Annotated in this window: 18 protein-coding genes; 10 read left to right on the forward strand and 8 right to left on the reverse strand. The window is 68.8% G+C overall.

Annotated elements, in window-relative coordinates:
* The first annotated feature begins 363 nt into the window (after positions 1-363).
* Complete coding sequence (locus CFB81_RS12375; RefSeq protein WP_089435831.1) at positions 364-1443, forward strand: porin; 1080 nt, start codon at positions 364-366, stop codon at positions 1441-1443.
* Positions 1444-1624: 181 nt separating this feature from the next.
* On the opposite strand, the gene CFB81_RS12380 is transcribed toward CFB81_RS12375, so the two are convergent.
* The gene (locus CFB81_RS12380; RefSeq protein WP_006398637.1) at positions 1625-1963 is read right to left on the reverse strand and encodes a P-II family nitrogen regulator; all 339 of its coding nucleotides are present in this window, start codon (positions 1961-1963) and stop codon (positions 1625-1627) included.
* Between the two features lie 83 nt (positions 1964-2046).
* Positions 2047-3744 (reverse strand): NAD+ synthase, encoded by a 1698-nt coding sequence (locus tag CFB81_RS12385; protein WP_069619261.1) that lies wholly within the window; start codon positions 3742-3744, stop codon positions 2047-2049.
* A gap of 109 nt (positions 3745-3853) precedes the next feature.
* Between CFB81_RS12385 and CFB81_RS12390 the strand changes: the two genes are divergently transcribed.
* Positions 3854-5032 (forward strand): GNAT family N-acetyltransferase, encoded by a 1179-nt coding sequence (locus CFB81_RS12390; RefSeq protein ID WP_069619262.1) that lies wholly within the window; start codon positions 3854-3856, stop codon positions 5030-5032.
* 73 nt (positions 5033-5105) lie between these two features.
* Here CFB81_RS12390 and CFB81_RS12395 read toward each other — a convergent pair whose 3' ends face one another.
* Positions 5106-7352 (reverse strand): glycoside hydrolase family 3 C-terminal domain-containing protein, encoded by a 2247-nt coding sequence (locus CFB81_RS12395; protein ID WP_089435453.1) that lies wholly within the window; start codon positions 7350-7352, stop codon positions 5106-5108.
* 151 nt (positions 7353-7503) lie between these two features.
* Here CFB81_RS12395 and CFB81_RS12400 point away from each other — a divergent pair, with 151 nt between their 5' ends.
* Together CFB81_RS12400 and CFB81_RS12405 are read left to right on the forward strand one after the other, a co-directional pair.
* Positions 7504-8538, forward strand: a complete 1035-nt coding sequence (locus CFB81_RS12400) for an AraC family transcriptional regulator (protein ID WP_089435454.1) — start codon at positions 7504-7506, stop codon at positions 8536-8538.
* Positions 8539-8587: 49 nt separating this feature from the next.
* Complete coding sequence (locus tag CFB81_RS12405) at positions 8588-9436, forward strand: GIY-YIG nuclease family protein (protein ID WP_089435455.1); 849 nt, start codon at positions 8588-8590, stop codon at positions 9434-9436.
* 54 nt (positions 9437-9490) lie between these two features.
* Here the strand turns inward: CFB81_RS12405 and ppa are convergent, their stop codons facing one another.
* On the reverse strand, positions 9491-10018 hold the full coding sequence (gene ppa, locus CFB81_RS12410; RefSeq protein ID WP_006489643.1) for an inorganic diphosphatase: 528 nt from the start codon (positions 10016-10018) through the stop codon (positions 9491-9493).
* Between the two features lie 341 nt (positions 10019-10359).
* Here ppa and CFB81_RS12415 point away from each other — a divergent pair, with 341 nt between their 5' ends.
* The 4 genes from CFB81_RS12415 (at position 10360) to CFB81_RS12430 (ending at position 14499) form a co-directional block, all read left to right on the forward strand.
* On the forward strand, positions 10360-11799 hold the full coding sequence (locus CFB81_RS12415) for an aldehyde dehydrogenase family protein (protein ID WP_089435456.1): 1440 nt from the start codon (positions 10360-10362) through the stop codon (positions 11797-11799).
* Between the two features lie 85 nt (positions 11800-11884).
* Positions 11885-12643 (forward strand): SDR family oxidoreductase, encoded by a 759-nt coding sequence (locus tag CFB81_RS12420; RefSeq protein ID WP_069619267.1) that lies wholly within the window; start codon positions 11885-11887, stop codon positions 12641-12643.
* A gap of 142 nt (positions 12644-12785) precedes the next feature.
* A complete protein-coding gene (locus CFB81_RS12425) occupies positions 12786-14090 on the forward strand; it encodes an MFS transporter (protein ID WP_069619268.1) in 1305 nt (434 codons plus the stop codon).
* A 43-nt stretch (positions 14091-14133) separates the two neighbouring features.
* Positions 14134-14499, forward strand: coding sequence for a DUF4180 domain-containing protein (locus tag CFB81_RS12430; protein ID WP_069619269.1), 366 nt, complete (start codon positions 14134-14136; stop codon positions 14497-14499).
* Positions 14500-14590: 91 nt separating this feature from the next.
* Here CFB81_RS12430 and CFB81_RS12435 read toward each other — a convergent pair whose 3' ends face one another.
* The 3 genes from CFB81_RS12435 to hemC are packed head-to-tail and all read right to left on the reverse strand — an operon-like array spanning position 14591 to position 18755.
* Positions 14591-15778, reverse strand: coding sequence for a heme biosynthesis protein HemY (locus CFB81_RS12435; RefSeq protein WP_069619270.1), 1188 nt, complete (start codon positions 15776-15778; stop codon positions 14591-14593).
* Positions 15779-15780: 2 nt separating this feature from the next.
* Positions 15781-17751 carry a fused uroporphyrinogen-III synthase HemD/membrane protein HemX gene (gene hemDX / locus CFB81_RS12440; RefSeq protein WP_089435457.1) on the reverse strand — a complete coding sequence of 657 codons (1971 nt, stop codon included), beginning with the start codon at positions 17749-17751 and terminating at the stop codon, positions 15781-15783.
* The gene (gene hemC / locus CFB81_RS12445) at positions 17751-18755 is read right to left on the reverse strand and encodes a hydroxymethylbilane synthase (protein ID WP_089435458.1); all 1005 of its coding nucleotides are present in this window, start codon (positions 18753-18755) and stop codon (positions 17751-17753) included. The genes hemDX and hemC overlap by 1 nt, the downstream gene beginning before the upstream one ends.
* Positions 18756-18963: 208 nt before the next feature.
* On the opposite strand from hemC, the gene ppc reads away from it, so the two are divergent.
* On the forward strand, positions 18964-21993 hold the full coding sequence (gene ppc / locus CFB81_RS12450; RefSeq protein ID WP_069619273.1) for a phosphoenolpyruvate carboxylase: 3030 nt from the start codon (positions 18964-18966) through the stop codon (positions 21991-21993).
* A gap of 126 nt (positions 21994-22119) precedes the next feature.
* Here the strand turns inward: ppc and CFB81_RS12455 are convergent, their stop codons facing one another.
* Positions 22120-22872, reverse strand: a complete 753-nt coding sequence (locus tag CFB81_RS12455; RefSeq protein WP_089435459.1) for a class I SAM-dependent methyltransferase — start codon at positions 22870-22872, stop codon at positions 22120-22122.
* Positions 22873-23098: 226 nt separating this feature from the next.
* Here CFB81_RS12455 and CFB81_RS12460 point away from each other — a divergent pair, with 226 nt between their 5' ends.
* Positions 23099-23908, forward strand: a complete 810-nt coding sequence (locus CFB81_RS12460; protein WP_069620444.1) for a helix-turn-helix transcriptional regulator — start codon at positions 23099-23101, stop codon at positions 23906-23908.
* Positions 23909-23910 lie beyond the last annotated feature (2 nt).

Genomic DNA, 23910 nt, shown 5'->3' on the forward strand with positions numbered 1-23910 from the left:
AGGGTTTTCCGGTAATCGAGAACCCTTGGGGCTCCGGTTGCGCACCGTGTTGCATGGCAATTTGGCGACAGCGGTTAGTCAAACAACGATTTCCGTCGCCACAAATTTGTATTTTTGCTAAATTAGTAACCAAAGTAGCAAAACGAAGTTCGTGAAATGTAGTTTAGCTTCACGACACAACAAGGAGACCCCGCAGGCCGACCCGGCTGCGCGGGACCGCTCAACGGTTTTCCGTCTGCTTGCCCGCGTGCCGCGCTTACCGGCCCTGCACGAGGTCTCCCTGGTTATCCCGCTTTTGCCCGGCGCTCGCGCTCCGGGCATCTCGTGCAGTCTGGGTTGACTTTTTGACAGGGTATGGAGGAGATGATGAAGAAAGCTTTGGTCGCGGCCGCGCTGATGGCTGCTGGGGTGGTGACGGCGCACGCGCAGAGCAGCGTCACGCTGTATGGCCGCCTGGATGCAGGTATCGAGTACATGAACGGCCTGCAAAACGGCCACCAAGTGCGCGCGGAAAGCGGCGACTGGGGCACGAGCCTGTGGGGCTTGAAGGGTAGCGAGGACATCGGTGGCGGCAACAAGGTCCTGTTCCACATCGAAGGCGCGTTCAACACGATGACGGGCGGCTTCAGCGGCTCGATCTGGGATCGTTTCGCGACCGTCGGTATCTCGAACGACCGCTACGGTACGCTGCTGCTGGGTCGCGAGCTCGCGATCGCCAACGGCGTGTGGGACTTCGACCCGTTCGGCCAGTCGGCCTGGTCGACGGCCTCGCTGGTGCGCGGCCGCAACTGGAACAAGACCAGCAACAACGTGTCGTACCAGTCGCCGTCGCTGTACGGCCTCGACTTCTACGGCCAGTTCTCGTTCTCGAATTCGACCAGCTTCAACGGCAACACGACGGCCGGCCAACCGGGTCGCGCGATGGGCGGTCAGGTCACCTATACGAACTCGCTGTTCCAGTTGCGCGGCATCTACGACGAAACGCGCGACAGCAACGGCCGCTTCTCGGACGTGTTCAACTACTCGCGCGAATACTTCGCGGGCGTGAACGTGTTCCTCGGCCAGTTCAAGGTTCAGGCGGCCTACCAGGCATCGCGCGCCGACGGCAGCGGCGGCCCGGCAGTGAACGCCGGCGTGACGGGTACGCAGCAGGTGTGGGGCGGCGTGACGTGGCAGGCGACGCCGGCAGCGGCGCTGATCGCGGCCGTGTATCACGTGAACGCGAACCACGGCGGCGGCAACGCGAACATCTACACGGTCGGCGGCTCGTACAACATCTCGAAGCGCACGCTGTTCGACGTGCAGGTCGCGACGGTGCGCAACAGCTCGACGGCCAACTTCGGCCTGAACGCGAACGGTGCAGGCACCGCCGTGTCGACGGGCAACCCGCATCCGGGCGGCAGCCAGACCGGCGTCTACGCCGGCATCCAGCACCTGTTCTGATCAGGCGCCGTCAAAGAACGATTCGACAACACTTTCCACGCTGCTGCGAGAGGCGCGTATCGGTGCGGTACCCAACCGGGTATCCGCACCGTTTTTTCTTGGGGGGGGGCCGGGTTCGTGCGACCCGTGGCCCGAGCGGCCGAAGCGGCCGGGAAGTGATCGAACGGCGCGAACGCGGCGCTCAGACGGCCGCTTCGTTCTCTTCGCCGGTGCGGATGCGGATCACGCGCTCGACGTCCGACACGAAGATCTTGCCGTCGCCGATCTTGCCGGTGCGCGCCGCACCGATCACCGCGTCGATCACCTGATCGACCTGCGCTTCCGCGACGACCACCTCGATCTTCATCTTCGGCAGGAAGTCGACCACGTATTCGGCGCCGCGATACAGCTCGGTATGCCCCTTCTGGCGGCCGAAGCCCTTCACTTCCGTCACGGTCAGGCCCGTGAGACCCACTTCGGCGAGCGCTTCGCGGACTTCGTCCAGCTTGAACGGCTTGATGATGGCGGTGATGCGTTTCATGATGGTTGTCCCTCAATGCTCGTTTGGATGAAAAATCGCGTTCCCGATTGTAAGCCGGCGGGCCGCCTCCGGCCCAGCACCGGTCAATCGAGCCGTTCGGTGAAGCGCGACGTGATCGGGTAGCGCCAGTCGCGCCCGAACGCGCGATGCGTGACGCGGATGCCGATCGGCGCCTGGCGGCGCTTGTACTCGTTGATCTTGATGAGCCGCGTCACGCGCTCGACGTCGGCCTGCGCGTAGCCGGCCGCGACGATCTCGGCGAGCGGCCGGTCTTCTTCCATGTACATCCGCATGATCGCGTCGAGCACGTCGTACGGCGGCAGGCTGTCCTGGTCGGTCTGGTTCTCGCGCAGCTCGGCCGACGGCGCACGCGTCAGAATCCGCTCGGGAATCACGTCGCGCAGCGCGTAATCGGTCGTTTCGTTGCGGTAGCGGCACAGTTGGTACACGAGCGTCTTCGCGATGTCCTTGATCACCGCAAAACCGCCGGCCATGTCGCCGTACAGCGTGCAGTAGCCGACCGCCATCTCGCTCTTGTTGCCGGTCGTCAGCACGATCGAGCCGAACTTGTTCGACAGCGCCATCAGCAGCGTGCCGCGGATGCGCGCCTGGATGTTCTCCTCCGTCGCGTCTTCCGCGCGACCCGCGAATTCGCCCGCGAGCGCGGTACGGAATGCATCGAACATCGGCGCGATCGCGATCTCGTCGTAGCGCACGCCGACGCGCCGCGCCATCTCCGCCGCATCGGTGGTCGAGATGTCGGCCGTGAAGCGCGACGGCATCATCACCGCACGCACGCGCTCGGGCCCGAGCGCATCGCACGCCACGGCCAGCACCAGCGCCGAGTCAACGCCGCCCGACAGCCCGATCAGCACGCCGGGAAAGCCGTTCTTGCCGATGTAGTCGCGCACGCCGGTCACGAGCGCGCGGTACACCTGCGCGTGCGTCGACAGCTCGGGCGCGACCGCGCCGGGCAGCGGCCGCGCGCCGTCGAATTCGACGATCGCGTGCCCTTCGTCGAACTGCGGCATCTTCGCGACGAGCGCGCCGTCGCCGTCAAGCACGAACGATCCGCCGTCGAACACGAGTTCGTCCTGGCCGCCGACGAGGTTCACGTACACCATCGGCAGCCCGGTCTCGCGAATCCGCGCGCGCAGGATGTCGATGCGCACCGCTTCCTTGTTCATGTGATACGGCGAGCCGTTCGGGATCAGCAGCACCTGCGCGCCGGCCGCCTTCGCGATCTGCGCGGCCGACGCATGCCACGCATCCTCGCAGATGATCACGCCGTATTTCACGCCGTTCAGCTCGAACACGAGCGGCTCGGTGTCGGTCGCGAAATAGCGCTTCTCGTCGAATACCTCGGCGTTCGGCAGATCCTGCTTGCGGTAGGTGCCGACGATCTCTCCGTCGACGATCAGCGACACCGCGTTGAAGGTATCGGTGGGCGGCACGCCGCGCTCGATCGGGCGGTTTGCATTACCATCGACGGCTGACGCGCCGCCCGCACCGCGCAGCGGATGGCCGACCAGCACCGCGAGCCCGTCGAACGCCTTCAGCGCGTCGGCGAGCGCATCGAGCGCGGCGGCCGCCGCCGCGTAGAACGCGGGTCGCAGCAGCAGGTCTTCGGGTGGATAGCCGGACAATGCGAGTTCGGGGGCGACCATCAGTTGCGCACCATCGTTGTGCGCGGCGCGCGCGGCCGCGACGATGCGCGCGACGTTGCCGGCGAAATCGCCGACGGTGACGTTGATCTGGGCGAGAGCGAGTCGGGTCTTCATGGCGGGATCGGCGCAACCCGGCGGCGCGCCTTGAACGGCTGACGAAATCGATTCGGGCGCGGGCCACGGCGGCCCGCGTCCGGCAACATCCAACGGTACGGATTCACGCTTGAAACACGAACGCATCGATTATCGCACGGGCATCCTGTCGTCCCCCGCCGAGGTGCCGGCCGACGAATGGAACGCGCTGCTCGCGGGCGACGCGCAGCCCACGCCGTTCCTGCGCCACGAATTCCTCGACGCGCTGCACGTCGCGCGCTGCGCGGTGGACGACACCGGCTGGTCGCCGCACTTCGTCACGCTGACCGACGCGCGCACCGGCCGGCTCGCGGCCGCCGCGCCCGTCTACGCGAAACAGCATTCGTACGGCGAATACGTGTTCGACTGGGCGTGGGCCGACGCATATCAACGCAACGACCTGCCCTACTACCCGAAGCTGCTGTGCGCGGTGCCGTTCACGCCGGTGCAGGGCACGCGGCTGCTCGCGGCCGACGACGACGCGCGCCGCCGGCTCGCGGCCACGCTGCTCGCGTTCGCCGAGCAGAGCGACGTGTCGTCGCTGCACGTGCTGTTCCCGACCGGCGACGAAGCGCGGCTGCTCGAATCGATGGGGATGATGCTGCGCGAAGGCGTGCAGTTCCACTGGCTCAACGACGGCTACCGCCACTTCGACGATTTCCTCGGCACGCTCGAGCAGAAGAAGCGCAAGAACATCCGCGCGGAGCGGCGCAAGGTACACGACGCGGGCGTGACCTTCCGGCGGCTCACTGGCGATCAAATCACCGACGCCGACTGGCGCTTCTTCTCGCGCTGCTATCGGCAAACGTACCGCGAGCATTATTCGAGCCCGTACCTGAACCTCGACTTTTTCCGCACGATCGGCGCGACGATGCCCGAGAACCTGCTGCTCGTGATCGCGGAAGCCGACGGCCGGCCGATCGCGAGCGCGCTCGCCGTGTACCGGCGCGGCGAGCACGGCGGCGGCACGCTGTACGGCCGCTACTGGGGCGCGATCGAGCACGTGCCCTGCCTGCATTTCGAAACCGCCTACTACCAGCTGCTCGAATTCTGCATCGAGGCCGGGCTCGACACGTTCGAAGGCGGCGCGCAGGGCGAGCACAAGCTCGCGCGCGGTTTCCTGCCGACCGTCACGCACTCCGCGCACTGGCTCGCGCATCCGGCGTTTTCCGATGCGGTCGCGCGCTTTCTCGAACGCGAGACCGAGCATATCCACGCGTACGTCGACGAACTGCGCGAACACGATCCGTTCCGGCGCAACACCGGCTAGCGTCGTCCGGCGCGCCGCGCACGCGGCGAAGCCACGCAAGGGCCCCGCCGCCTGCCGTCCGGCCGCCGCGCGTTCAGTGCGCGGCGAGCGTCACGGTCTGCGACAGCGCCTGCGGATCGCGCGACGACGCGGCCGCCGACAGCCCGTAGCTGCCCGCGCCGATCCGCCATGCGTGCGCGCTCGCATCCCACACCGCGAAGCGCTGCGCCGGCACCGCGACGCTGACCGTGCGCGCCTCGCCCGGCTGCAGCGCGACCTTGGCCCAGCCGACGAGCCGCTTCGGCGGCTCGCCGAGCGACGCGGGCAGCGCCGCGTAGATCTGCACCGTATGCGTACCGGCGCGCGCACCGGTGTTCGTCACCGTCACGCCGACCGTCACGTTGCCCGCGGCGTCAGCCTGCGCGGACATCGCCGACAACGCATACGTCGTGTACGACAGCCCGTAGCCGAACGGGAACAGCGGCTCGATCGCCTTCGCGTCGAACCAGCGATAGCCGTACGCGAGCCCTTCCGCGTAAACGTTTTGCAGGTTCGACGGATCGATCGTCGGCTGCGGCAGGTCGGCCTCCTGCTTCGGGAACGTGAGCGGCAGCCGGCCCGACGGGTTCGCGTCGCCGAACAGCAGGTCTGCGATCGCCTGGCCGCCTTGCGCGCCCGGATACCACACGTCCAGCACGCCATGCACGTTCGCGAGCCACGGCATCAACACCGGGCTGCCGTTCTCGAGCACGACGATCACGCGCCTGGCCTTCGCGGCGACCGCGGCGATCAGCGCGTTCTGGTCGTATTGCTGGTTGTACGGGTCCGCCTTCGCATCGGGCAGCGACAGGCTCGCGAGGTCGAGCCCTTCCGTCTGCCACTGCGTGGCGAACACGATCGCGACATCGGCCTGTGCGGCCGCGCTCGCCGCGGCATTCGCGTCGGTCCCGTCGAGATAGCTGACCGACGCGTTCGGCGCCTTCGCGCGAATCGCGGCGAGCGGCGCGGACTTGTACCAGGTCGCGCACCCGCCGAACAGCATGCCGGCCGGTTGCTGGCAGGACGTCACCGCGTTGCCGTCGATCGCCGGCACCGCGCCCGAGCCGCCGCCCGACAGCACGCCCGCGTCCGCATGGCCGCCGATCACGACGACCGACTTGAGCGCGCCGGCGGCGAGCGGCAGCACCGGCTGCGTGTCGCCCGGCGCGGCCGCGTTCTTCAGCAGCACCGCCGCTTGCCGTGCGATCGCGAGCGCATCGGCGTTGCCGGCGGTTTCGTCGATCGCGCCGCCCGGCTTCGGCGGCGCGTCCATCACGCCGATGCGAATCAGCGTGCGCAGCTTGCGCTGCACCATGTCGTTCAGCCGCGCGACCGACACGCTGCCGGCCTGCAGCGCCGCGCGCAGCTTCGAATTGAAGTACGAGCCGAGCGGCGCGTTGCCGTCGTCGGCCGCGCCGGGCTGTTCCTCGTCGAGCCCGGCCTGCACCGCCGCGACCGTCGAATGCGTCGCGCCCCAGTCGGACTGCACGACGCCCTTGAAACCCCACTCGTTCTTCAGCACCGTCGTCAGCAAATAGGGGTTCTCGCACGCATACACGCCGTTCAGCTTGTTGTACGAGCACATCACGTTGCCCGGCTGGCCCTCCTTCACGCCGATCTCGAACGCGAGCAGTTCGGCCTCGCGCATGGTTCGCTCGTCGACGACCGAATCGACCGTCATCCGGTTGGTTTCCTGGTCGTTGAACGCGAAATGCTTGATCGTCGCGATCACCTTCTGCGCCTGCGTGGCCTGCGTGCGCGCGGCGCTCAGCGTGCCCGCGAGCACCGGGTCCTCGCCCATGTATTCGAAAGTGCGGCCGTTGCGCGGCTCGCGCGCGAGGTTCACGCCGCCGCCGAGCCCCTCCGCGAAACCCAGCGCGCGCAGTTCGAGCGCGATGCGCGTGCCGTAGGCACCCGCGAGCGCCGGGTCCCACGTCGCCGCGAGCGCGACCGGCGCGGGCAGCGCGGTCACGCGCGCATTCTTCACGTTCACGCCGCCCGCCGAATCGGCGCTGCTGACCGCCGGAATGCCGAGCCGCGGCACGCCCGGGATGTAGCTCGCGCCGTTCAGCGCGTCGTCCGGAAACGGGCCGCCCAGGCTGAGCGCCGGCATGCCGGTGCCATGCACGAGCTGCAGCTTTTCGTCGGTCGTCAGTTGCGCGACGAGCGCGGCCGCGCGCTGGTCGGCGGCCGCGTCGGGGTCGGTCGGGGCGTGAATGTCGTCGCCGCCGCACGATGCGAGCAACACCGTGAGTGCACACGCGGACGCAATCGTCGAACACCGGAACAGCGAAGTTTTCATTGATCCTCCAGAATCGTTCTGTTGTACTTGTCGCCTCACTCCAGCGTCCGATTCTAAAAATCGACCGGTCACCACGCTTGACCGGCAGGAGCATGCGTTGACCTCTCGCAGCGGGGACAAACCCGAACGGCATGACGACAGGGAGACAGACATGGAGTTGCAACAGAAATCGGTATCCGTCCGGATCTACCGCTGGCTGTGCGAGGACGCGCGCGTGAACGGCATCGATCCCGCACCGCTGTACGAGACGCTCGGCATCGGGCCGGCCGAACTCGCCGACGACATGCGCCGCATCGCGGGCGACCGGCACGTGGCCGCGATGCGGCTGACGAGCGGCTGGCCGCTGTCGTGGCGTCGCCCGCCGCCGCAGGTCGTGCCGTGGCTCGTGCAGTTTCCCGAACTCGCGGGCGTCACGTGCAACGCGGCGACGCTGCGGAGCGCGCTGCACGGCTATCTGCACTATCGCGAGCTGATCGGCAACGTCGACTGGGTGTTCGCCCACGAAAACGGCGACGCGATCGCGCTCGAGTACGTGAACGAAGGCGACGGCCGGCACGCGGGCAGCGCGTTCACGAACCTCGCGATCCTCGCGGCGCTCGCACGCCTGTACGACCCGCACGCGCGCATCGACGACGCCGAATTCGCCGGTCGCGCGTTCGCGCCCGTTGCCGCGCTGCGCGACATGCTCGGCGCACAGGTATCGTTCGACGCCGCGCACAACCGCCTCGTGCTGCGCTCCGCGCACTTCGATACGCCGTTCGAGCGCTACAACGCACCGCTCGCCGGCATCCAGCGGCATGCGGCCGACGCCGTGCGCGAGCGCGTGCGTGCACGTTCGACGTTCGGCTCGTCGGTCGAGCAATGTGTGCGCGACTGGCTGCGCACGTCCGACGACGCCGACGTACCGACCGATACGCTGATGCAGCACGTGTGCACGCGCTTCGCGATGTCGCGCTGGACGCTGCGCCGGCGGCTGCATCGCGAAGCCGTCGGTTTCCATGCGCTCGTCGCGCAGGCACGGCTCGGCGAGGCGCGCGACCTGCTGCTCAATACGCAGTTGCCGATCGGCGAAATCGGCGCGCGCGTCGGCTTTCGTTCGACGAGCGCGTTCACGCGCTTCTTCACGCGCGAACTCGGCGCGGCGCCGAGCCGATTTCGCGACGGGCACGGCGACCGGCGGCGTTGACGCGCGTTTTTTCTGAGACACTGGCGGCTTCGCATCCCACCGCCCTGCCATGTCCTGGTTTCTGTATCTGATCGAATGCGCCGACGACAGCGTCTACACGGGCATCACGACCGACGTCGCCGCGCGCTTCGACGAACACGCGTCCGGCAAGGGCGCGCGCTACACGCGCTCGCGCAAGCCGCGCGCGGTGCTCGCGTCGTTTCCGTTGCCAGACCGGTCGAGCGCGTCGCGCGCCGAATACTGGGTGAAGCGGCTCACGCCCGCGAAGAAGCGCGAGCTGGCGGCCGGGTTGCGGACGCTGGAATCGGTGTTGCCCGTGGTGATCGCGCTCGACGAGAGCGGCGACACGGCCGCGACGAAGGCGATGGTGCGCGGGCGGAAGAAGGGGAAGGCGGAAAAGGTCGACGATGCGGCGGAAACGGCTGCAACGGAACAGGTTGCCGGGAAAAAGGTGAAGACGGGGAAAGTTGTCGGGTCTGCAACGGCGACGAAAACGGCGAAGCCTGCGAAGCACAAACAAGCGTCGAAGTCGACGAAGGCAAATCAAGGCGCGCCGGACGCGAAACGTGCAAAAGCCGACGGCGATGCAACTGCAAAAACGACCTCGCCGCGTCTCACACCGGTAAAGAAACCCGACCTGCACGCATCCGCGTCGTCAAAAAGGAAGGCGCCGGCCGCCGCCGGCAAACCCGCCGCGAACGTACGCGAAGACGCCGCTTCCGCACCGGCCCGCCGCCGTCCAGCGGCCGCGCAAGCCGCCGAAGCGACCGCTCCGTCCGTTGCCGCGCCCCGCGCCGGACGCGCGAAGAACGCCCCGGCCACCGCGCGCCCGCCCGTCTCCGCTTCCGCCCGCCGGAAAACCGCGCGCGCAAAACAAAACCGCGCGGCCTCCTCCTGAGGAGACACGCGCGGTTCGCGTTCCGTACGAGCCGGCCGTCGGCCGGCACGCCGCTTACTTCTTGTAGTTCGCGGCGCCGTCGGTGATTTCCTTGTGCGCGGCTTCGATGCCGGCCCAGCCTTCGACCTTCACCCACTTGCCCTTCTCGAGCGCCTTGTATTGCTCGAAGAAGTGCTTGATCTGGTCCTTCAGGTACTCGGGAACGTCGTCGATCGTCTTCAGGTTCGCCGTCATCGGGCAGATCTTGTCGTGCGGCACCGCGACCAGCTTCGCGTCGACGCCCGACTCGTCGGTCATCTGCAGCATGCCGAGCACGCGCGAACGCACGATCGAGCCGGCCAGCAGCGGGAACGGCGTGATCACCAGCACGTCGACCGGATCGCCGTCGCCCGACAGCGTCTGCGGGATGTAGCCGTAGTTCACCGGGTAGCGCATGCCCGTGCCGATGAAGCGGTCGACGACGAGGAGGCCCAGTTCCTTGTCCGCCTCGTACTTCACCGGATCGCTTTGCGCGGGAATCTCGATGATCACGTTGAAATCTTGCGGCAGGTCCTTGCCGGCCGGAACATGATTGAAGCTCATGAGCACTCTCTGTAGGTCGATGGGAATTCGGGACAGGGCGCCGCGGCCGATGCACCGCCGCGGGCGTCCCCCAAAAAGGAATGCGCCATTATAGCCAATCGACCGGTGGCGTCCGGATGACGATCGGCGCGATAATCGTTCCGGATGTCCGGCCGTCGAACCGGCGGCGGCGTGGCACGTCGATTACAAAGCATGGCACCCGGGTAAGCACTGAAGCGCCAACGTGGGTCGACCGCTATGCATGGGACCCAGGTAAGCGCTAAAGCGCTAACTTGGGTCGACCGCTATGCATGGGACCCAAGTAAGCGCTAAAGCGCTAACTTGGGTCGACAGGAGGAGGCATGGAAGAGGCGAAGCACTTCATCGCGGGCGAATGGACGTTGCCCGCGCAACTGGAAACCATCGCGGTCGTCGATCCGTCCGACGGCCAGCCGTTCGCGACGATCGCACGCGGCACCGCGCCCGACATCGAGCGCGCAGTCGCCGCGGCCCGCGACGCGTTCGCGGGCCCGTGGGGCGCCGCGAGCGCCGCCGAACGCGGGCGCGTGCTGATGCGGCTGTCGGCGCGCGTGGCCGATTCGATCGAGGAACTCGCCGCGATCGAGGCGCGCGACACCGGCAAGCCGCTGAAACAGGCACGCGCCGATGCAGCCGCGCTCGTGCGCTACTTCGAGTTCTACGCGGGCGCCGCCGACAAGCTGCACGGCGAAACCCTCCCCTACCAGGCCGGCTACACGGTGCTGACGGTGCGCGAGCCGCACGGCGTCACGGGCCATATCGTGCCGTGGAACTACCCGATGCAGATCTTCGGGCGCAGCGTCGGCGCGGCGCTCGCGGCCGGCAACGCATGCGTGGTCAAGCCGGCCGAGGACGCGTGCCTGTCCGTGCTGCGCGTCGCCGAGCTGGCCGCCGAGGCCGGGCTGCCGGCCGGCGCGCTCAACGTCGTCACCGGCTACGGCCATGAAGCGGGCGCCGCGCTCGCCCGCCATCCGGGCATCGATCACATCTCGTTTACGGGTTCGCCAGCCACCGGCAAGCTGGTCACGCAGATGGCGGCCGAGAACCACGTGCCGGTCACGCTCGAACTCGGCGGCAAGTCGCCGCAAATCGTGTTCGCCGACGCCGATCTCGACGCGGCGCTGCCCGTGCTCGTGTCCGCGATCGTGCAGAACGGCGGGCAAACGTGCTCGGCCGGCAGCCGCGTGCTGATCGAGCGCGCGGTGTACGAGCCGCTCGTCGAGCGCCTCGCCACCGCATTCAACGGGCTGCGCGTCGGCCCGAGCCGCGCCGATCTCGACTGCGGCCCGCTGATCAACGCGAAGCAGCAGCAGCGCGTGTGGGATTTCCTGTCCGACGCGCAGCACGACGGCATTCCGATGGCCGCGCACGGGCAGGTCGTCGCCGACGCGCCCGAAAGCGGCTTCTACCAGGCGCCCGCGCTGTTGCGCGACGTGCCGCCGTCGCACCGGCTCGCGCAGGAGGAAGTGTTCGGTCCCGTGCTCGCGGCGATGCGTTTCGTCGACGAGGACGAAGCCGTCGCGCTCGCGAACGGCACGCCGTACGGCCTCGTCGCAGGCATCTGGACACGCGACGGCGCCCGCCAGATGCGGCTTGCGCGGCGCCTGCGCGCGGGCCAGGTGTTCATCAACAACTATGGCGCGGGCGGCGGCGTCGAGCTGCCGTTCGGCGGCGTCGGCCATTCGGGCCATGGCCGCGAGAAAGGTTTCGAGGCGCTGTACGGCTTCACCGCGCTGAAGACGATCGCAATCCGGCACGGCTGAACGCGCGGCGCGAGACATGCGGCCGGCCGCGCCCGGCCGCCTATCGACACACGACGACTCTCGTCACCGGCACAGGAGACACACCATGCGGTTGAGCGGCAAGACGGCCATCGTCACGGGCGGCGGGTCGGGATTCGGCGAAGGCATCGCGAAGACGTATGCGCGCGAAGGCGCGAACGTCGTCGTCAACGACCTGAACGGCGCGGCGGCCGAGCGCGTCGCGAGCGAGATCGCGCTGGCGGGCGGCAAGGCGATCGCGGTGGCCGGCGACGTGTCGAAGGAGGACGACTGGCGCGCGCTGCTGCAGGCCGCGCTCGACGATTTCCATTCGGTGCGGATCGTCGTGAACAACGCGGGCACCACGCACCGCAACAAGCCCGTGCTCGACGTGACGGAGGCCGAATTCGACCGCGTGTACGCGGTCAACATGAAAAGCCTGTTCTGGTGCGTGCAGACCTTCGTGCCGTACTTTCGCGCGCAGGGCGGCGGCGTGTTCGTGAACGTCGCGTCGACGGCCGGCGTGCGGCCGCGCCCGGGCCTCGTCTGGTACAACAGCACGAAGGGCGCAATGATCACCGCGAGCAAGTCGCTCGCGGCCGAGCTCGGCGCCGACCGCATCCGCGTGAACTGCATCAACCCGGTGCTCGGCGAAACCGCCCTGATGACCGAGTTCATGGGCTGCGAGGATACGCCGGAAAATCGCCGCCGCTTCCTCGCGACGATCCCGCTCGGCCGCTTCTCGACGCCGCAGGACATCGCGAACGCCGCGCTGTACCTTGCGTCCGACGAAGCCGAATTCATCACCGGCGTGTGCCTCGACGTCGACGGCGGACGCTGCATCTAGTCGTACCGGGCCGCACGATTGTCCGTCTTGCTTCACACGAAACCGGATCGGACGCGCCGCTGCGTCTGCGCCGGCCAACTACAACGACAGCGGTACACGGGATCCAGGTAACCGCTACGCGCTAACTTAGACAGGAGACAACATGGCAACATCGACGCAATCGCTGCCGGGCTCGTCCGGCGCATTCGAGGAAGCAACCTATCGCAAGGTGTCGTGGCGGCTCCTGCCGCTGCTGCTGCTGTGCTACGTGGTCGCGTATCTCGACCGCGTGAACGTCGGGTTCGCGAAGCTGCAGATGGCGAGCGACCTGAACCTGAGCGATACCGTGTACGGGCTCGGCGCGGGGATCTTCTTCTTCGGCTATTTTCTGTTCGAGGTGCCGAGCAACATCATCCTGCACAAGGTCGGCGCCCGCGTGTGGATCGCCCGCATCATGGCGACGTGGGGCGTGATCTCGATCCTGACGATGTTCGTCACGACGCCCGCGATGTTCTACGTGATGCGCTTCCTGCTCGGCGTCGCCGAAGCGGGCTTCTTCCCCGGCGTGATCCTCTACCTCACCTACTGGTATCCCGCGCACCGGCGCGGCCGGATGACGACGTTCTTCATGACGGCCGTCGCGCTGTCCGGCGTGATCGGCGGACCGATCTCCGGCTTCATCCTGAAGGCGTTCGACGGCGTGAGCGGCTGGCACGGCTGGCAATGGCTGTTCCTGCTCGAAGGCATTCCGTCGGTGCTCGCCGGCGTGCTCGTGTTCTTCGCGCTCGACGAGCGGATCGTGAAGGCGACGTGGCTGACCGACGAAGAGAAGGCGCTGCTCGCCCGCAACGTCGACGCGGAGGAAGCCGCCAAGGAAGACCCGCCGCTCGGCGCCGTGATGTCGAGCCCGCGCGTCTGGCTGATGGCGCTGATCTATTTCTCGTTCGTGATGGGGCTCTACGGCGTCGGCTTCTGGCTGCCGACGATCATCAAGGCGACGGGCGTGACCGACACGCTCATGATCGGCCTGCTGTCGGCGATTCCCTATGCGGCCGCGGTGGTCGCGATGATCCTGATCGCGCGCAGCGCGGACAAGCGCCGCGAACGCCGCTGGCACCTCGCGATTCCGGCCGCGATCGGCGCGCTCGGCCTCGTGCTGTCGGTGATCTGGGCGCACCAGACTGCGCTCGCGATGCTCGGTCTCACGCTCGCGACGATCGGCATCCTGACGACGCTGCCGCTGTTCTGGAGCCTGCCGACCGCCTTCCTCGGCGGCACGGCCGCCGCGGCCGGCATCGCGATGATCAACTCGATCGGCAACCTCGCGGGCTTCCTGAGCCCGTACCTGATGGGCTGGCTCAAGCAGGCGACGAGCACCAACGATGCGGGCATGTACATGCTGGCCGGCTTCCTCGTGCTCGGCGGGCTGCTGGCGCTGTCGGTGCCGAAGCGGCTCGTCGACAAGTGACGACGCGCGGCGCGTAACGATCATGTCGACGGAGTCAACCCGCATGCCCCACCGAATCGTTCAGGTAGCCGGCAGCCGTGTGCTGGTCCGCGATCCTTCCGCCGGCCTCGTGCAGCGGGAAAGCGACGCGCTCGATCTCGTCGCGCTCGCACACGAGCATGAAGCCGACTGGATCGCCGTTCCCGCCGACACGCTGCACGACGACTTCTTCCGGCTCGACAGCAGGCTGGCCGGCACCGTGCTGCAAAAGCTGGCCAACTACGGCGTCCGGCTCGGCGTCGTCGGCGACATCGACCGTTGGCTCGCGCACAGCGAAGCGCTGCGCGCGCTCGTTCGCGAGTGCAATCGCGGGCAATCGGTCTGGTTCGCCGCAAGCGAGGACGACCTGCTGCGCAGGCTCGGCGCGTAACGCGCCGCGCGCCCCGCTGCCTCGCGACGGACGAAAAAAAGCCCCGAAGGCCGATCGGCGTTCGGGGCTTTTTGCGCGGCGCGGCGCAGCGTCACACCACGGTGATCGCCAGCGCGCTTTCGCGGTAGTGCTTCGCGGCCTTGTCGGTTTCGCCGAGCTGCTCGAACAGGCGGGCGAGCGCGCGATGCGCGCGCACCTTCAGCGCCTCGTTGTCGGCCAGCTTCAGCGCCGACTCGAGGAACGACTGCGCCTTGCCCCACAGCTGCTGCTGCTGGCAGAGACGGCCGAGCGCGAACAGCAGGTCGGCATCCTCCGGATGATCCTTCTTCCAGCCTTCGGCCCTCTGGATCAGCGGCAGCGCATCGGCGCCGGCCGTGTCCGGGTAACGGCGCAGCAGGCGCGCATCCCAGTTGTGCGCGAGCGCGTCCTCGACGATGCGGCGCGCTTCGTTGCGGCGCTCGAGCGGCACGAGCAGTTCGGCCGCGAGATCGGCCAGGCGCGGCGACTGGCGCTCGACCGGCGACAGCGACTGCCACACTTCGAGCAGCGCATCCGGGTCGTGCCGGCGCTCGCGCAGCAGGTTTTCCGCCGCCTGCTGGCGCAGCCGCACGGCCGCGGCCGGATGCAGCGCCTCGCGCTTCTCGAGCGCCTTCGCGAGCTTCAGCACCTCGGCCCAGTTCTTCAGTTGCTGCTGCGCCCGCAGCGCGACCTGCTGCGCATGAATGCGCTTGCCGCCGGCCTGCATGTCGGCCAGCGCGGCGAGCGCGCCGTCGGCGTCGCGCGCATCCGCGCGCATGTCGGCCGCGGCAAGCAGCCGCGCATCCTGCCATTCGGGCGCGTCGACCTTCGACAGCCAGTCGTCGCGGCGCGTGTACTCGTGCATCCGGTGCGCGGCCGTGGCGCCGACGAGACTCGCGGCGCCCAGGTTCGCATCGACGGCCAGCGCTTCACGCGCGGCCTTCTCCGCACGCGAGAAGCGGCCCGCGTACAGGTTCGCGATCGCATCGCGCAGCGACGCCTGCGCCTTCTCGTTGCGCGAACGCGCCCGATACGCGGCGACCCGCTGCGGCATGCGCCAGATGTTGCGCACGATGCGCAGCAGCGCGTACACGACGATGAACAGCACGACGATGGCGATCACGAACAGGTTCAGCGACACGTCGATCCGGTACGGCGGATAGACGAGCAGCACCTGCCCCGCGTCGAAACGGCCGACGGTGGCGAGCGCCGCGGCGATCGCGAACAGGACCGCGAGCCAGACGATTCCTCGAAGCGTCATCGTTACCCCCGGCTCTTGAACTGCTGAACGGCGTTCAGGCTCGTGTTCAGGTTCGGCACCGCGACCGTCAGCGATGCGCCGTCGACCTGCCTGAGCAGATCCTCGACGATCTGCGTGTCCTTCGACGCCTGATCGAAATACTTGCCCAGCGACGCCTGGGCGGCGTGCAGGTCGGCCTTCATCGCGCTGTCGTTGCGCGCCAGCAGCGACAACCGCGCGGTGAGCAGGCGCAGCTTCACATTCTCGCGCACGAAGTAGCCCTGGTCGGGCGACGCGAGCATCGCGTCCGCGTTGTCGATCCGGCGCACCTGCACGAGGCCCTTCAATTGCTGGCCGAGGCCGGCCGAGAAGTCGTGCCACCACACCTTCCAGCGCGGCTCGCCGGCCGCGACCGACGACGCGGTGTCGTCCGGCGCGGCCTTCGGCGCCGCGTGCGGCACGATCGCCTCGCCGGACAGCGGCAGCGCGTCGATTTTGGCGATCGCGTCGTCGAGCTTGATCGCGAGGCCGGTGAGATCGGCCGCGGGCGCGGCCTTCAGCTTCTCGATGTCCTGCGCGAGCGCCTTGCGCACCGTGACGGCCTGCGCGCTCTGCGACGTCGCGAGACGCGCGTCGGCGTTCTGCAGCGCGATCAGCGCGAGCTGCGTGTTGCCGGTCAGTTGAAGCTGCTGGCTCGCGCTCGACAGCATCTGGTCGACTTCCTCGAGCATCCACGCATCGCGGTTGCGCGACAGGTCCTGGTATTGCTGCTGCAGCGCCTGCTGCGCGCTCTGCGCATCGGCGAGCTTGCCGTCGAGTTGCGCGAGTTGCGTGTCGACCTGGTGCGTGCTGGCAAGCGCCTGCTCGGTCTTCGTCCGCGTTTCGGCCACTTGCGCGTCGAGCGCCTTCTGGCGCACGACGAACGTGCCGTCGAGCCGGTCGATCTTGCGGTTCAGCGCGTAGCCGCCGACACCCGCCGCGCAGCCGAGCACGACGACGACGAACCACAGCACCGCGCTGCCGCCGCGGCGCGCACGCGGTTCGGGCGCGAGATAAGGAGGGCTGGACGGCGGCGCGGATGCAGCGGCCGGCTGGGAAGCGACGCTTTTGGAATCGTTGGTATCTGTCATGCGTTTAGTCACCGGTGCGGCTGTCGCCGGTTGGACGGCCTCGTCGGCCATCGTTCGAAACGCGCGGACGATGCGCTCATCGCCCGCGCCGGTCAGCGTAATCCTATCAAAACCCAATGCACGCGCGGTCTGCTCGATCCGCGGGTGCGGCGTGACGAGCGGCGCATGCTTCAGCGCGTCGATCTCGGCATCGTTCAGGTGGGCCCGCGCGAGCTCGTGCAGGTTGCGCACGCCTTCCGAACTCGTGACGAGCCACGCGTGCGGCTGGCCGTCGAGCAGCGCGTGCACGCGCTCCCACGCGCCGACGCGCGGCTCCGGCACGACGCGCCGGTACGCGGCGACGAGCGTGACGTCCGCCCCGGCCTCGCGCAGGCGCTCGGCGAGCCATTCGCGCCCGCCGTCGCCGCGCACGATCAGTACGCGCTTGCCCGCCAGCGCCTGCGCGCCGCCGAACGCGGCCTCGATGCTCGCGAACAGGCTTTCCGAATCGTAATGGGGCACGCCGCCGTCGGCCGGCGCCTGCGGCGCGATCACGCGATGCGCGGGCGCCGCGATGCCGCGGCGCTCGAGCGCCGCGACACTGCCGGGCCCGACCACGCCGACCGGCAGCGCGTTCGGCCAGATCGCGTCGTACCGTGCGAGCGCGCGGTCGATCGCGTTCGGCGACACGAAAATCACCAGCGCATAGTCGGCCAGCGCCGCGAACGCGGCGTCGAGCGGCGCCGGATCGTCGACCGGCGCGATATCGATCAGCGGGAATTCGAGCACGTCGCAACCGGCGTCGGCCAATTGCGACGCGAGCGCGTCGGACTGCCCGTCCGGACGCGTCAGGACAGCGGTGAACGCGCGCGCGCCGCCCGCCATCAGGCGTCGCCCTTGCCCGCGGCCTGCGAGCTCGCGAGCAGCGCGTGGACGATGTCGAGCGCGCCTTGCGCCTCGAGTTCGTCGGACACCGCGCGGCCGAGCGCGAGCGCATCGGCGACGGTCATGACCGCGCCGCACGCGTCGGCCGTCAGCACGCGCTTGCCGTCGGTGGTCGACACGCGGCCCGTGAGGTACAGCTCGCCCGCGCGCCACACCGCGTGCGCGGCGAGCGGCACCTCGCAACTGCCGCCGAGCGCGCGCGACACCATCCGCTCGGCCTCGACCGCAAGCGCGGTCCGCGGGTCGTGCAGCGGCGCGAGCCACGCGGCGACATCGCCGCGGTGCGCGGCGATCTCGATGCCGAGCGCGCCCTGGCCGGCTGCGGGCGGGCTGGCTTCGACGTCGAGCAGCGCACGGATCCGCGTTTCGAGGCCGAGGCGTTTCAGGCCGGCGGCCGCGAGGATGATCGCCGCGTAGTCGCCGCGGTCGAGCTTCGCGAGGCGCGTGTCGAGGTTGCCGCGCAGCGGCAGGACATCGAGATGCGGGTAGCGCGAACGCAGCATCGCCTCGCGGCGCAGGCTCGACGTGCCGACGACCGCGCCGGCCGGCAGCGCGTCGAGCGACGCGTAGTCGTTCGACACGAACGCGTCGCGCGGATCTTCGCGTTCCATGATCGCGGCAAGCGAGAAGCCGTCGGGCAGCGCCATCGGCACGTCCTTCAGCGAATGCACGGCGAGATCGGCGCGGCCGTCGGCCAGCGCGGCCTCCAGTTCCTTCACGAACAGGCCCTTGCCGCCGACCTTCGACAGCGTGCGATCGAGAATCTGATCGCCGCGCGTCGTCATCCCGAGGATTTTCACGTCACAAGCTGGATATAATTTGCGCAGCGCATCACGCACATGTTCGGCTTGCCACATCGCCAGGCGGCTCTCGCGCGAAGCAATCGTCAACGTCGCGGGCGGCTGTGCCTGCTGCGGCCCGGCCGCGGGGGTCTCGGAATTCATTGCTGGAACATCGAAGGACGGGATTGAAGATCGAACAATGGTAGCACGCACGCCCCGGCCCGCCCGGGCCCGGAGCCTGCGCCCGGCCTGCTTCCGCGCGGGTCGCGGCGCCGTTGTGCGGATGTGCCGCACGTAGCTGGTTGCTTGACCGCAGTTCCCGCAGTTTCCGCAGTTCCTTTTGACTCGAGCTTTCCCAAGGAAACCCATCGTGAAGTCTTCCGGATCGGCGCGTACGGCGCGCCGCAATGCTGCCTTGCCCTCCCCCGATGCCTCGACGGGCACGCTCGCCACCGCCGCGAACGGCCGTGCGAAAACGGCAACGAAACCCACGGCAACGAAACCGAAAGACCCGATACGTCAGACAAAACGCGCGACGAAAGCCCCCGGCCCCGCCGCCCGCAATGCCGTCGCGCCGAAGGCCGGCACCCGCACGCGCGACGACAAGGATCGCCCGCTGTTCGAGGACATCCGCTTCCTCGGTCGCCTGCTCGGCGACGTCGTGCGCGAACAGGAAGGCGATACGGTGTTCGACGTCGTCGAGACGATCCGCCAGACCGCGGTCAAGTTCCGCCGCGAGGACGACAGCGAAGCCGCGCAGACCCTCGAGAAGAAGCTGCGCAAGCTGACGCCCGAGCAGACGGTGAGCGTCGTGCGCGCGTTCAGCTATTTCTCGCACCTGGCGAACATCGCGGAAGACCGTCACCACAACCGCCGCCGCCGCATCCACGCGCTGGCCGGCTCCGCGCCGCAGCCCGGCACGGTCGCATATGCGCTCGACCAGCTGAAAACCACCGGCAACGCGTCGAAGCGCCTGCTGCAGCGCTTCTTCGACGATGCGCTGATCGTGCCGGTGCTGACCGCGCACCCGACGGAAGTGCAGCGCAAGAGCATCCTCGACGCGCAGCACGACATCGCGCGCCTGCTCGCCGAACGCGACCAGGAGCTGACCGCGCGCGAGCGCCAGTACAACGAAGCGATGCTGCGCGCACGCGTGACCGCGCTGTGGCAGACGCGCATGCTGCGCGACTCGCGCCTGACGGTCGGCGACGAGATCGAGAACGCGCTGTCGTACTACCGCGCGACGTTCCTCGACGAGCTGCCCGCGCTGTACGGCGATATCGAGGCCGCGCTCGCCGAGCACGGCCTGTCGGCCCGCGTGCCCGCGTTCTTCCAGATGGGCAGCTGGATCGGCGGCGATCGCGACGGCAACCCGAACGTGACGGCCGCGACGCTCGACGAGGCGATCAACCGCCAGGCCGCGGTGATCCTCGAGCATTACCTGGAACAGGTGCACAAGCTCGGCGCCGAGCTGTCGGTATCGAACCTGCTAGTCGGCGCGAACGACGCGGTGAAGGCGCTCGCGGCCGCATCGCCCGACCAGTCGCCGCATCGCGTCGACGAACCGTATCGCCGCGCGCTGATCGGTATCTACACGCGGCTCGCCGCGAGCGCGCGCGTGCGTCTCGGCGAAGGCACGGTGCCCGTGCGCAGCGCGGGCCGCGGCGCGCCGCCGGTGCGCGCGATCCCGTATGAGGATTCCGAAGCGTTCGTCGCCGATTTGAAAGTGCTGACCGCGTCGCTCGACGAACACCACGGCGCGTCGCTCGCCGCGCCGCGCCTCGCGCCGCTCGTGCGCGCGGCCGAAGTGTTCGGCTTCCATCTCGCGAGCATCGACCTGCGCCAGAGTTCCGACATCCACGAGGCGGTGGTCGCCGAGCTGTTCGCGCGCGCGGGCGTCGAGGCCGACTATGCGGCGCTCGCCGAGGAAGACAAGCTGCGCGTGCTGCTCGCCGCGCTCGCCGATCCGCGCCCGCTGCGTTCGCCGTACCTCGAATACTCGGCGCTCGCGCAGAGCGAGCTCGGCGTGTTCGAGAAGGCGCGTGAGGTCCGCGCGCAATTCGGTGCGCGTGCGGTGCGCAACTACATCATTTCGCACACGGAAACCGTCAGCGACCTCGTCGAGGTACTGCTGCTGCAGAAGGAGACGGGCCTGCTCGAAGGCACGCTCGGCGCGCCGGGCAGCGACGCGCGCAACAGCCTGATGGTGATCCCGCTGTTCGAGACGATTCCCGACCTGCGCGACGCGTCGCGCATCATGCGCGACTACTTCGCGCTGCCGGGCATCGACGCGCTGATCGCGCACCAGGGCGCCGAGCAGGAAGTGATGCTCGGCTACTCGGACAGCAACAAGGACGGCGGCTTCCTCACGTCGAACTGGGAGCTGTATCGCGCGGAACTCGCGCTCGTCGACCTGTTCCGCGAGCGCAAGATCACGCTGCGGCTGTTCCATGGCCGAGGCGGCACGGTCGGCCGCGGAGGCGGCCCGACCTACCAGGCGATCCTGTCGCAGCCGCCGGGCACCGTGAACGGGCAGATCCGCCTGACCGAACAGGGCGAGGTGATCGCGAGCAAGTTCTCGAACCCGTCGATCGGCCGGCGCAACCTCGAGACGGTCGTCGCCGCGACGCTCGAGGCGTCGCTGCTGCCGCAATCGAACGCACCGGCACAGTTGCCCGCGTTCGAGGCCGCGATGCAGACGCTGTCCGATTCGGCGATGGCCGCGTACCGCGCGCTCGTCTACGAAACCCCGGGCTTCACCGACTACTTCTTCTCGTCGACGCCCATCACCGAGATCGCCGAGCTGAACATCGGCAGCCGCCCGGCGTCGCGCAAGCTGCAGGATCCGAAGCAGCGCAGGATCGAGGATCTGCGCGCGATTCCGTGGGGCTTCTCGTGGGGCCAGTGCCGGTTGCTGCTGACCGGCTGGTACGGCTTCGGCAGCGCGGTGAGCGCCTATCTCGACGGCGCGCAGGACGACGCCGAACGCGCGAAGCGCGTGACGCTGCTGAAGAAGATGAACAAGACCTGGCCGTTCTTCGCGAACCTGCTGTCGAACATGGACATGGTGCTCGCGAAGACCGATCTCGCGGTCGCGTCGCGCTATGCGCAGCTCGTGTCCGACCGTAAGCTGCGCAAGCACGTGTTCGGGCGGATCGTCGCGGAATGGGAGCGCACGTCGCAGGCGCTCGCGGAAATCACCGGGCAGGAAGGCCGCCTCGCGAACAACCCGCTGCTCGCGCGCTCGATCAAGAACCGCTTCCCGTATCTCGATCCGCTGAACCACCTGCAGGTCGAGCTGATCAAGCGTCACCGCGCGGGTGACACCAACGCGCGGCTGCGCCGCGGGATTCACCTGACGATCAACGGGATCGCGGCCGGCCTGCGCAACACCGGCTGATCCGCAGGCCGCGCGGGCGCCGGGCGTGTTCGGCGCCGGCCGGAATAGCGAAAGCCGCAATACGCGTTCCTGCGTATCGCGGCTTTTTTCATGCGCCGACGCAACGGTGCAGCGCGCGCCGCATGCTCAGTGCGCGTCGATCAGCAACGCATCGTGCTCGAACGACCCGTCGGCCCGCACCGCGTAATAGCCGCGCACCTCGTCCGGCGCATGCGCCCACAGCGCGCGAATCCCGGCGACGCTGTCGGCCGGCGTGCGGATGCGCGCGACCCACGTGTCGAAATCGATCGGCAGCCGCCAGCGGCTGTGCACCTGCGCGTCGAAACCCGCTGCGCGGAACATCGCGAGCCATTCGTCCGCGCGGTAGTCGCGCACGTGCGACGCGTCGCGCAGCACTTCCGCGGCCTGCAGGTACGTATCGAGCAGCGGATGGTCGTTGCCGGCGATGTCGATCATCAGCACCCGGCCGCCCGGCTTCAGCACGCGGCGCACCTCGGCGAGCGCCGCGCGCATGTCGTGCCAGTGATGCGCGCTCATCCGGCTCACGACCCAGTCGAACGTCGCGGTGTCGAACGGCAGCCGCTCGGCCGGACCCTGCTGCGTGCGGATGTTCGCGAGCCCGCGTTCGCGCGCGGCCGCGTCGACGGTCGCGAGCATCGGCGCGGCGAGGTCGTACGCGACCACGGCGCGCACGTGCGGCGCGACCGCGAAGCTCGCGTGGCCGGCGCCGCAACCGAGGTCGAGCACCACCGCATCGGGCGTCGCACGCACCGCGTCGGCGAGCGTCTGCAGGTCGGCGCCCGTCGCATGAACCGTGCTCGTCAGATAGGCGGCGGCCGTCGTGCCGAATGCGTCGGCGACCTGGTCGTGGTGTTTCATCGTTCGCTCCTTTCCGGGATGCAGTCGGCCGAACCCGGCGCATCAGCGCGCGATCCGGCCCCGTGCAACGTATTGTGGGGGACGCCCGCTGCCCTGCCAGCGCGCGAGCCGCTACAATAGGCCTGCGCTTGTACCAGTACAAGTTAAGCAGTTATTCTGGTATTCGATCCACCTGTCTGATCGTTTGATCGTTGCCGCGTTTTCGCTTCCACTTCGCCGCTTCCGCATGAGCCAACCCTCCTCCGCCCCCGTCCCGCCGCTCGACGCCACGCCCGCCCGCGCGCTCGGCGAATTCATCCGTGCCCATCGCGAGCGGCTGTCGCCGCAGGCCGTCGGCCTGCCGCCCGGCCCGCGCCGCCGTACGCCGGGACTGCGGCGCGAGGAAGTCGCGCAACTGTGCGGCGTCAGCCCGACCTGGTACACGTGGATCGAACAGGGCCGGCCCGTGTCGGCCTCGGCCGACGCGCTCGCCCGGATCGCCGTCGCCTTGCAGCTGTCGAAGGCCGAGCGCGCATATCTGTTCGAGCTGGCCGCGCAGCGCGACCCGGCCGAGCCCGACGTCGCGGGCGGCGACCTGCCGCCGACGCTCGCCGCGACCGTCGCGGCGATCGCGACGCCCGCCTACGTGCTCGACCGCCAGTGGAACGCGCTCGCGTGGAATGCGCCCGCCGCCGCGCTCTTTTCCGGCTGGCTCGACGGCGAGCACGACCGCAACCTGCTGCGCTTCACGTTCATGTCGCCGGCCGCCCGCACGTTGATCGTCGACTGGGAAACCCGCGCCCGGCGGCTCGCCGCCGAATTCCGCGCCGATGCGATCCGCCACCTGACCGATGCGCCGACGCGCGCGCTGATCGACGCGCTGACGGCCGGCAGCGACGCGTTCGCGCAGTACTGGGCGTCGCAGGACGTGTTCGAGCGCGAAGGCGGGCGGCGCGAATTCGACCATCCGGCCGACGGCCGCCTCGTGTACCAGCAGATCACGCTGAAGCCCGCGCACCGCGAGGACTTGAAGCTGGTCGTGCTGGTGCGCGACTGAGC

Origin of the sequence: Burkholderia sp. AU28863, from assembly GCF_002223195.1 — a bacterium.
In the GTDB taxonomy this organism is placed as follows: Bacteria; Pseudomonadota; Gammaproteobacteria; order Burkholderiales; family Burkholderiaceae; genus Burkholderia; species Burkholderia sola.

Excerpts from the sequence above, each read along its gene's own strand:
- CFB81_RS12375 (WP_089435831.1), top strand. The coding sequence starts at position 364 with ATGATGAAGAAAGCTTTGGTCGCGGCCGCGCTGATGGCTGCTGGGGTG.
- CFB81_RS12380 (WP_006398637.1), bottom strand. The coding sequence starts at position 1,963 with ATGAAACGCATCACCGCCATCATCAAGCCGTTCAAGCTGGACGAAGTC.
- CFB81_RS12385 (WP_069619261.1), bottom strand. The coding sequence starts at position 3,744 with ATGAAGACCCGACTCGCTCTCGCCCAGATCAACGTCACCGTCGGCGAT.
- CFB81_RS12395 (WP_089435453.1), bottom strand. The coding sequence starts at position 7,352 with ATGAAAACTTCGCTGTTCCGGTGTTCGACGATTGCGTCCGCGTGTGCA.
- CFB81_RS12400 (WP_089435454.1), top strand. The coding sequence starts at position 7,504 with ATGGAGTTGCAACAGAAATCGGTATCCGTCCGGATCTACCGCTGGCTG.
- CFB81_RS12405 (WP_089435455.1), top strand. The coding sequence starts at position 8,588 with ATGTCCTGGTTTCTGTATCTGATCGAATGCGCCGACGACAGCGTCTAC.
- ppa (WP_006489643.1), bottom strand. The coding sequence starts at position 10,018 with ATGAGCTTCAATCATGTTCCGGCCGGCAAGGACCTGCCGCAAGATTTC.
- CFB81_RS12415 (WP_089435456.1), top strand. The coding sequence starts at position 10,360 with ATGGAAGAGGCGAAGCACTTCATCGCGGGCGAATGGACGTTGCCCGCG.
- CFB81_RS12420 (WP_069619267.1), top strand. The coding sequence starts at position 11,885 with ATGCGGTTGAGCGGCAAGACGGCCATCGTCACGGGCGGCGGGTCGGGA.
- CFB81_RS12425 (WP_069619268.1), top strand. The coding sequence starts at position 12,786 with ATGGCAACATCGACGCAATCGCTGCCGGGCTCGTCCGGCGCATTCGAG.
- CFB81_RS12430 (WP_069619269.1), top strand. The coding sequence starts at position 14,134 with ATGCCCCACCGAATCGTTCAGGTAGCCGGCAGCCGTGTGCTGGTCCGC.
- CFB81_RS12435 (WP_069619270.1), bottom strand. The coding sequence starts at position 15,778 with ATGACGCTTCGAGGAATCGTCTGGCTCGCGGTCCTGTTCGCGATCGCC.
- hemDX (WP_089435457.1), bottom strand. The coding sequence starts at position 17,751 with ATGGCGGGCGGCGCGCGCGCGTTCACCGCTGTCCTGACGCGTCCGGAC.
- hemC (WP_089435458.1), bottom strand. The coding sequence starts at position 18,755 with ATGAATTCCGAGACCCCCGCGGCCGGGCCGCAGCAGGCACAGCCGCCC.
- CFB81_RS12455 (WP_089435459.1), bottom strand. The coding sequence starts at position 22,872 with ATGAAACACCACGACCAGGTCGCCGACGCATTCGGCACGACGGCCGCC.
- CFB81_RS12460 (WP_069620444.1), top strand. The coding sequence starts at position 23,099 with ATGAGCCAACCCTCCTCCGCCCCCGTCCCGCCGCTCGACGCCACGCCC.